Annotated in this window: 8 protein-coding genes and 1 pseudogene; all 9 read left to right on the top strand. The window is 67.8% G+C overall.

Annotated elements, in window-relative coordinates; all coding sequences use genetic code 11:
* The first annotated feature begins 39 nt into the window (after positions 1-39).
* The 9 genes and pseudogenes from MJQ72_RS34385 to MJQ72_RS34345 all read left to right on the top strand — a co-directional run bounded on the left by MJQ72_RS34385 (position 40) and on the right by MJQ72_RS34345 (position 13,870).
* Positions 40-3,129 (top strand): ThuA domain-containing protein, encoded by a 3,090-nt coding sequence (locus MJQ72_RS34385; protein ID WP_315860778.1) that lies wholly within the window; start codon positions 40-42, stop codon positions 3,127-3,129.
* Positions 3,129-4,132: pseudogene (locus MJQ72_RS34380) on the top strand (sugar phosphate isomerase/epimerase family protein). Before MJQ72_RS34385 ends, MJQ72_RS34380 begins: the two are co-directional and overlap by 1 nt.
* Before the next feature lie 10 nt (positions 4,133-4,142).
* A complete protein-coding gene (locus MJQ72_RS34375) occupies positions 4,143-5,039 on the top strand; it encodes a sugar phosphate isomerase/epimerase (RefSeq protein ID WP_240595249.1) in 897 nt (298 codons plus the stop codon).
* Between the two features lie 14 nt (positions 5,040-5,053).
* Positions 5,054-6,076 carry a multicopper oxidase domain-containing protein gene (locus tag MJQ72_RS34370; RefSeq protein ID WP_240595248.1) on the top strand — a complete coding sequence of 341 codons (1,023 nt, stop codon included), beginning with the start codon at positions 5,054-5,056 and terminating at the stop codon, positions 6,074-6,076.
* 13 nt (positions 6,077-6,089) lie between these two features.
* Entirely contained in the window at positions 6,090-10,055 is a 3,966-nt protein-coding gene (locus MJQ72_RS34365) for a ThuA domain-containing protein (RefSeq protein WP_240595247.1), read from the top strand.
* Between the two features lie 71 nt (positions 10,056-10,126).
* Entirely contained in the window at positions 10,127-12,019 is a 1,893-nt protein-coding gene (locus tag MJQ72_RS34360; RefSeq protein ID WP_240595246.1) for an OmpL47-type beta-barrel domain-containing protein, read from the top strand.
* Between the two features lie 117 nt (positions 12,020-12,136).
* On the top strand, positions 12,137-13,000 hold the full coding sequence (locus tag MJQ72_RS34355; protein ID WP_240595245.1) for a sigma-70 family RNA polymerase sigma factor: 864 nt from the start codon (positions 12,137-12,139) through the stop codon (positions 12,998-13,000).
* Between the two features lie 28 nt (positions 13,001-13,028).
* Positions 13,029-13,505 (top strand): carboxymuconolactone decarboxylase family protein, encoded by a 477-nt coding sequence (locus tag MJQ72_RS34350; protein WP_240595244.1) that lies wholly within the window; start codon positions 13,029-13,031, stop codon positions 13,503-13,505.
* Positions 13,505-13,870, top strand: a complete 366-nt coding sequence (locus tag MJQ72_RS34345) for a DoxX family protein (RefSeq protein ID WP_240595243.1) — start codon at positions 13,505-13,507, stop codon at positions 13,868-13,870. The genes MJQ72_RS34350 and MJQ72_RS34345 overlap by 1 nt, the downstream gene beginning before the upstream one ends.
* Positions 13,871-13,875 lie beyond the last annotated feature (5 nt).

The raw sequence follows: 13,875 nt of genomic DNA, 5'->3' as shown, positions 1-13,875 counted from the left end.
ATGTCTTTGAAACGACGATTGGGTGTGCTCGTCACATCCATGGTCACGGCTCTGACAGGCGTCGCGCTACCGATGCAGACCGCATCGGCGCACGAAGCGGCCACGGTGCTCGTGTTCTCCAAGACCGCGGGCTTCCGGCACGATTCGATCCCCGACGGCATCAAGGCGATCAAGGATTTGGGGGCGCAGAACCATTTCGCGGTGGAGGCCACCGAGGACGCGGCGGCCTTCACCGACGCGAACCTCAAGCGGTTCAACGCGGTGGTCTGGCTTTCCACCACCGGTGACGTGCTGAACGCGGAGCAGCAGGCTGCGTTCGAGCGGTACGTGAAGGGAGGCGGCGGGTACGTCGGCGTGCACGCCGCCTCCGACACCGAATACGACTGGCCCTGGTACGGGGAGCTGGTCGGGGCGTACTTCAAGTCCCACCCGCAGATCCAGCAGGCGAACGTCAGGGTCGAAGACCACGAGCACGTGTCCACTGTGGATCTTCCGGAGACCTGGCCGCGCACCGACGAGTGGTACAACTACCGCGAGAACCCGCGCAGCAACGTCCATGTGCTCGCGAGCCTCGACGAGAAGAGCTACCAGCCCGGCGACGGCGCGATGGGCGACCACCCGATCGCCTGGTGCCACGAGAATTCCGGCGGCCGCTCCTGGTACACCGGCGGCGGGCACACCAAGGCCTCCTACGCCGAACCGGCCTTCCTCAAGCATCTGGCGGGCGGCATCAAGTACGCCACCAAGCTGAGCGAGGCGGGCTGCGCCAAGACACAGGAAGACCCGGTCGACGCGGACTTCGACCAGATCACCCTGGCCAAGGGCGAGGAGAAGACCGGCGAGCCGATCGCGCTTTCCGTGCTGCCCAACCGCGACGTCCTGCACACCTCGCGCGACGGCCGCGTCTGGTACACCAGTTCGTCGGCGACGACGTCGCTGGCCGGGCAGATCCCCGTCTACAACCACGACGAGGACGGCCTCCAGGGTGTCGCCATCGACCCGGACTTCGCCAAGAACCGCTGGGTCTACCTGTACTACGCGCCCAAGCTGAACACCCCGGCCGGTGACGCGCCGGAGAACGGCACCCCCGCGGACTTCGCGCCGTTCAAGGGCTACAACCAGCTTTCGCGGTTCAAACTGGGCACCGACAACAAACTCGACCTCGCGAGCGAGCAGAAGATCCTCCAGGTCCCGGCCGAACGCGGGATCTGCTGCCACGCCGGCGGCGAGATCGACTTCGACGCCAAGGGCAACCTCTATCTGTCCACAGGGGACGATTCCAACCCGTTCGCCTCCGACGGCTTCACCCCGATCGACGAGCGCGCCGACCGCAACCCGGTCTACGACGCGCAGCGCACCTCGGCCAACACCAACGATCTGCGCGGCAAGGTGCTGCGGATCAAGGTCGGCGCGGGCGGCAAGTACACGATCCCCCAGGGCAACCTGTTCCCGCGGGGCACGGCCAAGACCAAGCCCGAGATCTACGCGATGGGCTTCCGCAACCCGTTCCGGTTCGCCGTCGACCGCAAGACCGGCTGGATCCACCTGGCCGACTACGGTCCCGACGCAGGCGCGGCCGACCCGAAACGCGGCCCCGGCGGAACGGTCGAGTTCAACCTGATCAAGAAGCCCGGCAACTTCGGCTGGCCGTACTGCGTCGGGGACAACCAGCCGTTCATCGACTACGACTTCGCCACCAAGCAGTCCGGCGCCGCCTTCGACTGCGCCAAGCCGAAGAACACCAGCCCGCGCAACACCGGGCTGACCGATCTGCCGCCGGTCGAGAAGGCGTGGATCCCCTACGACGGCGGTTCGCTGCCCGAGTTCGGCACCGGTCCCGAATCGCCGATGGGCGGCCCGGTCTACCAGTTCGACGCGAAGAACCCGTCGCAGACCAAGTTCCCGGAGTACTTCGACGGCAAGACCTTCGCCTACGAATGGGAACGCGGCTGGATCAAGGAGATCACCGTCGGCCCGAACGGTGAACGCGGCGCCATCAAGCCGTTCTTCGACTCGATGGACCTCGTCCGCCCGATGAACCTCGAGTTCGGCCCGGACGGCGCGCTCTACGTCCTCGACTACGGCACCGGCTACTTCGGCGGCTCCAAGGAATCCGCCGTCTACCGCATCGACTACACCAAGGGCCGCCGGACGCCGGTCGCCCAGGTGGCCGCGGACAAGACGTCCGGCCAGGCGCCGCTGACCGTCAAGTTCGACCCGGCCGGGACGAACGACCCCGACGGCGGCGCGCTCACCTACGCCTGGGACTTCGACGGGAACGGCACGACCGATTCCACCGAAGCCACGCCGGTTTCCCACACCTACGCCGCGAACGGCCAGTACACGGCGAAGCTCTCGGTCACCGACTCGACCGGGCTGACCGGTTCGGCGAGCGTGGTGGTCACCGTCGGCAACACCGCGCCGGTGGTGACGCTGAAGACGCCGGTCAACGGCAGCGTGTTCAGCTTCGGCGACATGGTCCCGTTCAAGGTCGAGGTGACCGACGCCGAGGACAACCCGATCGACTGCTCGAAGGTGACCGTCGAATACATCCTCGGCCACGAGGGCCACGGACATCCGCTGAGCCGCGCGACCGGCTGTGAGGGCACCATCGCCACGCCCGCCGACGAAGGACACGGCGCGGACGCCAACGTCTTCGGTGTCATCAACGCCAGCTACACCGACAACGGCGGAAACGGCGTGCCCGCGCTCACCGGCGAGGCGGAATCCATCCTGCAGCCCAAACTGAAGCAGGCCGAGTTCTACACCCAGTCCAGCGGCATCGAGGTCGTCGCGCACGCCGGCGCGAGCGGGGGAAAACGCGTCGGCCACATCGAATCCGGTGACTGGATCAAATTCGACCCGGTGAACCTCGTCGGCGTCGGCGGCATCGGCTACCGGGTCTCGTCCGGCGGCGCGGGCGGCACGATCGAGGTGCGCTCGGGCGCGGTGGACGGGCCGCTGGTCCAGACGGTCACCGTCGCCAACACCGGCGGCTGGGACACCTACGCCGACATCCCGGCCTCCGCCATCACCGACCCCGGCGGCACCGGCCCGTTGTTCCTCGTGTTCAAGGGCGGTTCCGGCGGCTTGTTCGACGTCGACGCGATCACCTTCGAGGAGAACTGATGAGCCGTCCGATCACCCTCTTCACCGGCCAGTGGGCGGATCTCCCGTTCACCGAGGTGTGCAGGCTGGCCAGTGAATGGGGCTACGACGGCCTCGAAATCGCGTGCTCCGGAGACCACTTCGAGGTCGATCGCGCACTGTCCGAAGAGGACTATGTGCCCGGGCGGCTCAAGCTGCTCGCCGAGCACGGCCTCAAGGTGTGGGCGATCTCCAACCATCTCGTCGGGCAGGCCATCTGCGACGACCCGATCGACGAACGCCACCAGGCCATCATCCCCGCCCGGGTGTGGGGGACGGTGAGCCCGAAGGCGTCCGGCAGCGGGCGGCGAAGGAGATGGCCGACACCGCCCGCGCGGCGGCGAAACTCGGTGTGGACACGGTGATCGGCTTCACCGGTTCGAAGACCTGGAAGTACGTCGCGATGTTCCCGCCCGTGTCGCAGGCGGTCATCGACGACGGCTATCAGGACTTCGCCGACCGGTGGAACCCGATCCTCGACGTCTTCGACGAGGTGGGCGTGCGGTTCGCCCACGAGGTCCACCCGTCGGAGATCGCTTACGACTACTGGACCACGAAACGTGCGCTCGAAGCTGTCGGCGACCGTCCGGCATTCGGGCTGAATTGGGATCCTTCGCATTTCATCTGGCAGGACCTCGACCCGGTCGGCTTCATCCTCGACTTCGCCGACCGGATCTACCACGTGGACTGCAAGGACACCAGGAAACGGTTCGACGGACGGAACGGACGGCTCGGCTCGCATCTCCCCTGGGGAGATCCCCGACGCGGCTGGGACTTCGTTTCGACCGGGCACGGCGACGTGCCCTGGGAGGACTGTTTCCGCGCACTGAATTCGATCGGCTACGCCGGTCCGATCTCGGTGGAGTGGGAGGACGCCGGCATGGACCGGCTCCGGGGCGCGGCGGAGGCCGTGACCTATCTGCGGGGGCTCCTGTTCGACAAGCCGTCGGCGGCCTTCGACGCGGCTTTCAGCAACCAGAAGTGAGGGCGGTTTCATGTGCGGTGAAGAAGCTGAGCGGTTCCACTCTCGACGGACACTCCTCCGTGGCGCGGCGACGGCGGCGGTCGCGGTCGGTGCGGCGGTAGCCCTGCCGGGCCTCGCCAACGCCGCCGGTGCGGCCACCGAGGCGGAGACCGAGGGACAGGGCCATCACGGTCGGGGCCGGGTCCCGGTGGAGAAGATCAGCATCCAGCTCTACTCCCTGCGCACCGCGCTGCAGGCCGATCTGCCGGGAACCCTGTCCGCGCTGGCGGACATCGGCTACCGGAAGGTCGAACTGGCGGGCACCTACGGCCGCACGGCCGAGGAGTTCCGCGGTCTGCTGGACAAGAACCACATCAAGGCGACGTCCACCCACGTCGGCATCGACGGCGACCTCGACAAGACCATCGCCGACGCGAAGGTCCTCGGGAACACCCGCGCCAACGTGCCGTGGGCGAACTTCGACACCATCGACGGCTGGAAGCAGTTCGCCGGCCGGATGGACGCGGCGGCCCGGAAGTTCCGCCAGGCCGGGATTCCGCTCGGCTACCACAACCACGCGCACGAGTTCGCGCCGATCGGCGGCGTGCGCCCGTACGACGTGCTCACCAGGAACACGAACCCGCGTTACGTGCACCTGGAGATCGACCTGTTCTGGGCGGTGGAAGGCGGGATGGACCCGGTTTCCCTGTACCGGCAGCACTGTCCGCGCGTGGTGCAGTACCACGTCAAGGACCGGACGGCGGACGGGAAGATGGTCGACCCCGGCAAGGGCGTCATCGACTTCCCCCGCATCTTCTCCCACACCCGTCCCCACCTCGCCGAATACATCGTCGAGCACGACAACCCCACGGATCCCCTGAGCACCGCCCAGACCGGATTCACCTATCTCCGTAACGTCCGCTTCTAGCTGGGGAATCCACAATGGACAACAAGAAACGCGGGCTGTCCCGCAGATCGATGCTCGCGGGCACCGCGGCCGGGGTGATCGCCCCGGTCGTGGTCTCGGCGAGCGCCGGCTCCGCGCCGGCCGCCGCCGCGGGGATGACCCGCAACATCACCGTCTACGCCGACTACGTTCCCGGCACGACCCGGGTCGGTTACGGGCTCGAGCCCGGCAAACCGACGATCCCCGGGCCGCTCCTGGAGTGCTACGAGGGTGACACGCTGGTGATCGAGCTGGTCAACAACACCGACCAGCGGCTCTCGATCCACCCGCACGGCGTCAACTACGACACCAAATCCGACGGCTCGCCGTTCAACGATTCCTTCAACAAGCCCTACGAGACCAAGACCTACACCTGGAAGACCCGGACGGCCTACCAGGCGGCCAACGGTTTCTGGATGCCCGGCAGCGCGGGGTACTGGCACTACCACGACCACGCGTTCGGCGGCGACCACGGCACCGCGGGCCTGATGAAGGGGCTCTACGGCGGCCTGATCGTGCGCAGGCGCGGGGATCTGCTGCCCAGCAAGCAGTTCACCGTGGTGTTCACCGAAATGTGGATCAACCACCAGGTGGCCCCGAACACGCCGATCTTCGAGGCGAACCTCGGCGAACGCGTCGAGTTCATCTGCATCGGGCACGGCAACCTGATGCACACCTTCCACCTGCACGCGCACCGCTGGGCGGACACCCGCACCGGCATGCTCACCAGCGCGACCGACAACGCCCCGATCCTCGACAACAAGACCCTGGACCCCGGCAACTCCTTCGGGTTCCAGGTGATCGCCGGTGACGGCGTCGGGCCGGGCGCGTGGATGTACCACTGCCACGTCCAGCAGCACTCGGACGACGGCATGTCCGGCGTGTTCCTGGTCCGCAACGCCGACGGCGGGATGCCCGCGGGCGCCCAGGAGGCGATCGACCGCTTCAAGGGACATCAGCACACCACCACGTCCACTCCGGACGCCACCGGGGCTTCGGCCCACCATCACCAGTCTTGAAAGGAGCGAGAACTTGAGACGAGTATTTTCGCAACGTCGGCTCCGCAGACGGTCACTGGCCGCGCTCGCGGTCGGCGCCGTCGTCACTTCCGGGCTTCCGCTGGCCATCGCACCGGTGACCGCCGAAGCCGCGACGAACGTCCCGGTGAACGTCCTGGTCTTCCACGGCACCGCCGCGGACCAGAAGGACCCCGTCCTGCGCGCCACGGACGCGATCGCGAGCCTGGGCCAGGCCAACGGGATCTCCGTTTCGTCCTCTTCGGACCCCGCGGTGTTCACGCAGGCGAACCTCGCGAAGTACCGCGGCGTCGTCTTCCTTTCCGCGCAGGGCATCACGCTCAACCGCGACCAGGAAACCTCGCTGCAGAACTACATGAAGGCGGGCGGCGGGTTCCTCGGCCTGTCCGACGCCGCGCGGGCCCAGGACGGTTCGCAGTGGTTCTCCGGCCTGATCGGCGCCCGTCCGGTGGGGGCGCGTCCCACGCCGGAGGCGGTCGCCTCGGTCACCGCGAGCGCGGAGAACGCGCCCAACGAGTCCAAGGAAAAGCTCGCCGACAACAACGAGAACACCAAGTGGCTGGCCTTCCAGCCGACCGGCTGGGTCGCCTACAAGATGGCCGCCCCGGTCGCGGTCAGCAGCTACGACCTCGTCTCGGCGAACGACTTCCCCGGACGTGACCCCAAGAGCTGGACCCTGCAGGGCTCCAACGACGGGACCACGTGGACCGATCTCGACACCCGCACCAACGAGACGTTCGCCGACCGGTTCGTGAGCCGCAAGTTCACCTTCACCAACACCACGGCGTACGCGAACTACCGGCTGAACATCACCGCCAACGCCGGTGACCCGCTCATCCAGCTGGCGGATTGGAAGCTGTACAAGGACAACTCGACCACCCCGCCGCCGCCGGAGGCCCCGCCGGCCGAGGCCACGGTCGACGTCCTCGACAAGGCGAACCCGGCCACCGCGGGCCTGCCGCAGAAGTGGGTGCGCACCGACCGGTGGCTCAACTGGGAGGTCAACCCGGTCGGCACCGTGCACACGGTCGCGCAGGTCGAGGAATCGACCTACAAGCCGGGTGTCGGCGCGAACGGCGCCTTCCACCCGATCTCGTGGTGCCGTGACTACGACGGCGGCCGCTCCTTCTACACCGGCATGGGCCGGACCGAGGCGAGCTACGGCGAAGCCCAGTTCCGAAGCCACATCCTTGGCGCGCTGAAGTGGACCACCGGCATGGTGCGCGGTGACTGCAAGGCGGGGATCGCGGCCAACTACAAGGTCGAGCGCCTGACCGGGATCAACCAGCCCGGCCAGCTGGACCAGATGGGCGAGCCGCACGGGCTCACCATCGCGCCGAACGGCCGGGTGTTCTACATCGGCCGCGCGGCCTGCGCCGGCAACGTCGTGCCCGCGCCGAACGACTGGACCAACCCCGAGATCGGCGCCGGCTGCGGCACGATCCACCAGTGGGATCCGGTCACCAAGAAGCCGAAGCTGCTCACCACGCTCAAGGTGATGGGCAACCGCGGCAGCGGCGACGAACTGGTCAAGAACGAGGAAGGCCTCCTCGGTCTCGTGCTGGACCCGAAGTTCAGCGAGAACGGCTTCATGTACGCCTACTGGATGCCGCACGCGTCGGTCGACATCGACAAGCGGATCGGCAAGCGCACGGTCTCGCGGTTCACCTACGACCTGAAGAACCAGACGCTGGACCAGGCGACCCGCAAGGATCTGCTGTCGTGGGACGTCCAGGTCCACAGCTGCTGCCACGCGGGCGGCGGCATGGACTTCGACAAGGACGGGAACCTCTACATCGGTTCCGGCGACAGCAACTCGTCGCAGGGCTCCAACGGGTACTCCGGCAACAACTGGACCCAGGACTACAAGGGCGTCTCGTTCCAGGACGCGCGCCGCACCGCCGGTAACACCAACGACCTCAACGGCAAGATCCTGCGGATCCACCCGGAGCCGGACGGTACCTACACCAACCCGGCGGGCAACCTGTTCCCCGAGGCCAACGACCCCGGGAACAAGACCAGGCCCGAGATCTACGTGATGGGCGTGCGGAACATCTCGCGTCTGCAAGTCGACAAGAAGACCAACTGGCTGACCGCCGCGTGGGTCGGCCCGGACGCGAGCTCGCCGAGCCCGGAGCTCGGCCCGGCCAAGTACGAGACCGCCACGGTCATCACCGAGGCGGGCAACCACGGCTGGCCGTACTGCATGGGCAACAAGCAGCCGTACCGCGACCGCAGCAGCACCGACGCCGCGGTGCTCACCGGCTGGTACGACTGCGACAACCCGGTCAACACCTCGCCGCGCAACACCGGCCTGGTGAACCTGCCGCCGATCAAGAAGAACATGATCTGGTACTCGCCGGACGGCGGCGGGCCGGTGTTCCCCAACCGCCCCAACAGCTCCGTCCCGACGTACAACGCGGCCGAGGCCACCTACACGCAGCCCTACCTCAAGGGTGGCGGCCAGGCGGTCATGACCGGGCCGACGTACCACCGCGAACTGGTCAACACCAACAGCGGCGTCGCGTGGCCGTCGTACTGGAACGACAAGTGGTTCATCGGTGACCAGAGCAACGGGCAGAACCGGATCGCGGTCACCCTCGACCCGAACGGTGTCGCGAAGCAGGATCCGCCGGTGTTCGCCGAGACGGTGCGGCAGATCATCCCGACCGGCGGTGGCGACACCAAGCTGAACCAGTGGATGGACGCCAAGTTCGGGCCGGACGGCGCGCTGTACGTGCTCGACTACGGCGGCGGCTTCTTCACCCTGACCAACAACCAGAAGCTGCTGAAGATCAGCTACACCGGTGGCGAGGCCACGCCGTCCGCGGCGGCGGCGTCGACCATGGTGCAGAACAAGCCGCTCACCGCGGCCTTCACCGGGTCGAAGTCCGGCGGCGTCTCCTACAAGTGGGAGTTCGGCGACGGCACGATCTCGACGCAGCCCGACCCGCGGCACACCTACCCGCGCACGGGTCTCTACACCGCCAAGCTGACCGTGACCTACGCGGACGGCGAGACGGTGACCACGCGGAACTCGGTGAGCGTCGGCTGTCTCGTGGCGGATTCCAGTGCCACGGTGACCATCGGCGACACCGACACCGGGGTGACCAACCGGAACGCCGGTGGCGGCTGCACGGTCGACGACATGATCGACGACGAGAGCACGTGGACCTCCCACGCCGGTTTCGTCAACCACGTCACCCAGGCCGTGGACCGGCTCGGTGACCTCGGTGTGCTGAACGCGGCCGAGTCGGACAAGATCAACGCCGCGGCCGCCGCGTCGCCCATCGGCAACAAGGGCGTCACCGGCTACGACGCGATCTACGACGGCACGGCCGAATCGTTCCGCAACTGGTCGCAGGCGCCGTCCGGGCAGTTCACCATCCAGCCGGACGGGTCACTGCGACCGTCGGGCGGGCTCGGCATGCTGTGGTACTCGGCACGGCAGTTCGGCAACTTCTCGGTGAAGCTGCAGTTCAAGGACATCGCGCCGACCGGCAGCGCCAACAGCGGTGTGTTCGTCCGGTTCCCGGACCCGCGCACTCCGCTGGAGCAGCGTCCGCCGGGTAGCTGCGGCACGGTCGGTTCGGCGAGGACGTCACAGGCCTGGGTCGCGATCTACTGTGGACACGAGGTCCAGCTGTACGACGGGGCCACCGGTGAGCCGCAGAAGACCGGGTCGATCTACAACTTCGACCCGCGGCCGCTGGACCAGGCGGGCGTGAAGCCGAAGGGGACCTGGAACGAGTACGAGATCAAGGTCGTCGGGCAGAAGTACACGATCATCCGCAACGGCGTGGTGATCAACGAGTTCGAGAACGCGCCGGGGATCCAATCGTCGCGGGCGGGCGATCCGTCCACCGACTTCCGGCAGTTCGTCAGCGGGTTCATCGGTCTGCAGAACCACGGTGACAACGACCTGATGGAGTTCCGCAACATCCGGGTGCGGCAGCTGTAGCGCGAAAACCGGCCGGGCGCGCGGGTCCCGTGTGCCCGGCCGGTCTCCCTTGTACGGAAGGTTTCCCTGCGATGTCCCCAAGAACCCTCGTCGTGGCTTTGGTGGCCGCGACGCTCGCACTGGCGGGCCTGGTGTTACCCGGCTCGTCCGCCCCCGCCTCCGCCGCACCCGTCCAGACCCTGGAATGGACCGCGGGCGACAGCACCGACCACTACCTCAGCGCGCCGTCCACCGCGGTGGCCGGTGAGACCACGATCGTCTTCAAGAACACCGAAGAGCTCGGCTCGACGATGTCGCACACGCTGACGTTCGACACCGAGACCCCGGGCTACAACCACGACGTCACCCTCAACATCCTCGCCAACCCCTACGACGACAAGAACGGCGTGCACGAGGCCACGGTCACGCTGACCCCTGGCAAGTACCGGTACTACTGCACGATCCAGGGCCACACCAAGATGATGGGCGAGTTCGTCGTCACCGACGGCGGCGGCGCCGACACCACCCCGCCGACCGTGACCGCGAACGTGACCGGCACCAAGGACACCGCCGGGAACTACGTCGGTTCCGCGACGGTGAATCTGTCCGCTTCGGACAGTCAGTCCGGAGTGGACAAGGTCGAGTACCAGCTCGACGGCGGCGCGTGGACCGCGTACACCGCACCCGTGGTCGTCTCCACGGCCGGCGCGCACATGGTCCACTATCGCGCTTCCGACAAGGCGGGCAACGTTTCGCCGGAAGGGATGTCGTCGTTCACTGTCGTCACCGGGCAGCCCGGCGACACGACACCGCCGACGGTGACGGCCGAGGTGACGGGGACCAAGGACGGTGCGGGCAACTACCTCGACACCGCCACCGTGAAGCTCACCGCCACCGACGCGGGTTCCGGCGTCGACAAGGTCGAGTACAAAGTGGACGAAGGCGCTTGGACCGCGTACACCGCTCCGGTCGCGGTCACCGCGCCCGGGATGCACATGGTCTCGTACCGCGCTTCGGACAAGGCGGGCAACGCCTCGCCGGAGGGCATGGCGCATTTCACCGTCGTCAGCAGTGACACCACCGCGCCGACGGTGACGTCCGAAGTGACCGGCACCAAGGACACCGCGGGCAACTACGTCGGCAAGGCGACCGTGACCCTCACGGCCACCGACACCGGCTCGGGTGTCGGCAAGGTCGAGTACAACCTCGACGGCGGCCCGTGGCTCACGTACTCGGCGCCGCTCGCGCTGACCGTCGTCGGCGCGCACACCGTGAAGTACCGCGCCACCGACAAGGCGGGCAACGTCTCGGCGGAAGGCACGGCGACGTTCACCATCGTCGAAGGCGACGACAGCACCGCGCCGGTCGTCTCCGTGGTGGTGAGCGGCGATCTGGACGGAAGCTGGTCGTACATCGAGGACGCGACCATCAACCTGACCGCGACGGACACCGGGTCCGGTGTGGACAAGATCGAGTACAAATTGGACGGTGGGGCCTGGACGGTCTACACCGCGCCGGTGAAGGTGACCGCGCTCGGCACGCACACGCTGACCTACCGCGCGTCGGACAAGGCGGGCAACGTCTCGGCGGAACAGGGCGGCGCGTTCACCATCGTCGCCGCGCCGCCGGGTCCGGACGCCTGCCCGGACTCCGACGTCCGGGACACCGTGATCCTCGGCACGGCGGACAGCCAGGTCGAGAACCGCGACACCGGGAACGGCTGCACGATCAACGACGTGATCGACGACGAGTCGGACTACTCGTCGAACGACCAGTTCGTGACCTACGTGCGGGCCGTGACGCAGGAACTCCTCGACGGCGGGGTCATCTCGTCCGACGAGCGGAACCTGATCGTCACGGCGGCGATCGACTCCGGTATCGGCGGCACGACCGCCGAACCCGAGCCGGGGCCCGGAAAGAAGAAGCCGGAGACGAAGAACCCCGGCATGAAGAAGACCGTGAAGACGCCGATCCGGGACGTCTAGGGCCTCGTGAGTGGCAAGGACGGTTCTAACCGTCCTTGCCACTCACGAGCTCTTGTTACCTTTCTCGCGTCGCGTTCGTCATGTCCATGACGGGTTCGGCGCGAGAAAGGTATCGACATGACCGGTGAGGCGCTGGCCAGCGCGTTCGAGGGGCAGCGCGGCCGTCTGGTGGCCGTGGCCCAGCGCATGCTCGGCTCCCGCACGGACGCCGAGGACGCGGTCCAGGAGGCCTGGCTGCGGCTCGCCCGCCAGGACGCCGGCACGATCGACAACCTGTCCGGCTGGCTGACCACCGTCGTCGGCCGTGTCTGCATCGACGTCCTGCGCTCCCGCAAGACCCGCCCCGAGGATTCCTACGACGAGCCGCCCGAGCTGCTGGTGCTCGAAGACTCGCCGGAGGAAGACGCGCTGCTCGCCGAATCGGTCGGGGTGGCGCTGGTCGTGGTGCTCGACACCCTCGGCCCGGCCGAGCGGCTGGCGTTCGTGCTGCACGACCTGTTCGCGGTCTCGTTCGCCGAGATCGGCGAGATCCTCGGAAAGTCCGCGGACGCGGCCAAGATGCTCGCCAGCCGGGCCCGCCGGAAGGTGCGGGGACAGCGTCCGGCCGACGAGCCGCGGCAACGCGCCGTCGTCGACGCGTTCCTCGCGGCCGCCCGCGAAGGGGACTTCGAAGGGCTGCTGGAGGTGCTCGACCCCGACGTGACCTGGCGCTCGCAGACCCGTCACGGCGAGGTCGTGCGGCTGGGCGCGGCCGAGGTCGCCACCCGGGCCCAGCGCGGTGCCCGTGCCGTGGGGATCATGCGTCCCGCGCTGATCGGCGGCAAACCCGGCGTCGTGACCTGGGACAAGCGCGGCAGGCTGGGCGGCGTGATGAGCTGCACCATCGTCGACGGCCGCATCGTCGCGATCGACTCCGTCAGTGACCCGCGTCGCCTCGCGGCCATGGGTGTTACCTCTCGGGAGTCCTCCTCGTCGAAGTAAGTGAACACCGACGAGAAGGAGAAATCCCATGCAGGCAAGGCTCGAATTCCTCAAGACCGCTCTCGCGCCGAAGCTGGTGAAGCACTTCGTCTCGGCCGCGAAGGTCCTCGACGGCAGCGAACTTCCTTTGGCGACAAGGGAACTGGTGAACATCCGGGCCAGCCAGATCAACGGCTGCTCGGGCTGCCTCGACATGCACACCAAGGACGCGGCGCACGCGGGGGAGACCACGACCCGGCTGAACCTGGTCGCGTGCTGGCGCGAGGCGACGGTCTTCACCGAGGCCGAACGCGCCGCGCTGGAACTCACCGAGCAGGGCTGCCGTCTCGCCGACGGCAGCGGTGTCACCGACGAGGCGTGGGAGGCCGCCGCCAAGCACTACGACGACGACCAGCTCGTCGCGCTGGTGGCCCAGATCGCGCTCATCAACGCCTTCAACCGGCTGAACGTCATCACCCGGCAGCCGGCCGGTGACTACACACCCGGCCAGTTCGCGGCGCACTGATGGAGACCGCGCTGTGGATCGTCGCCGGTCTGCTGGCCGTGATGTACCTCGTGTCCGGCGTCGGGAAACTGTTCCTGCGAAGGGAAACGATCGCCGGGGTCGGGTCGGCCGCGGGCTGGGTGCTGGATTTCGGCCCCGGCACGGTGAAGTTCATCGGGGTGGTCGAGATCCTCGGCGCGGCCGGCCTGGTCCTTCCCGCACTGCTCGGCATCGCCCCGGCGCTGGTGCCGCTGGCGGCCCTCGGACTGGCACTGGTCATGGCGGGGGCGGTGGTCGTGCGGCTGCGCCGCCGCGAATCCCTGATCGCGTTGCTGGACCTGGGGTATCTCGCGTTGTGCGCTTTCGTCGCGATCGGACGTGCCTGAAATAC

Origin of the sequence: Amycolatopsis sp. EV170708-02-1, from assembly GCF_022479115.1 — a bacterium.
In the GTDB taxonomy this organism is placed as follows: Bacteria; Actinomycetota; Actinomycetes; order Mycobacteriales; family Pseudonocardiaceae; genus Amycolatopsis.
Note: the sequence above shows the minus strand (reverse complement) of the source record. Positions and strands in the feature narration are given on the sequence as shown.

Coding starts and splice junctions, on each gene's coding strand:
- MJQ72_RS34385 (WP_315860778.1), top strand. CDS start 40: ATGGTCACGGCTCTGACAGGCGTCGCGCTACCGATGCAGACCGCATCG.
- MJQ72_RS34375 (WP_240595249.1), top strand. CDS start 4,143: ATGTGCGGTGAAGAAGCTGAGCGGTTCCACTCTCGACGGACACTCCTC.
- MJQ72_RS34370 (WP_240595248.1), top strand. CDS start 5,054: ATGGACAACAAGAAACGCGGGCTGTCCCGCAGATCGATGCTCGCGGGC.
- MJQ72_RS34360 (WP_240595246.1), top strand. CDS start 10,127: ATGTCCCCAAGAACCCTCGTCGTGGCTTTGGTGGCCGCGACGCTCGCA.
- MJQ72_RS34355 (WP_240595245.1), top strand. CDS start 12,137: ATGACCGGTGAGGCGCTGGCCAGCGCGTTCGAGGGGCAGCGCGGCCGT.
- MJQ72_RS34350 (WP_240595244.1), top strand. CDS start 13,029: ATGCAGGCAAGGCTCGAATTCCTCAAGACCGCTCTCGCGCCGAAGCTG.
- MJQ72_RS34345 (WP_240595243.1), top strand. CDS start 13,505: ATGGAGACCGCGCTGTGGATCGTCGCCGGTCTGCTGGCCGTGATGTAC.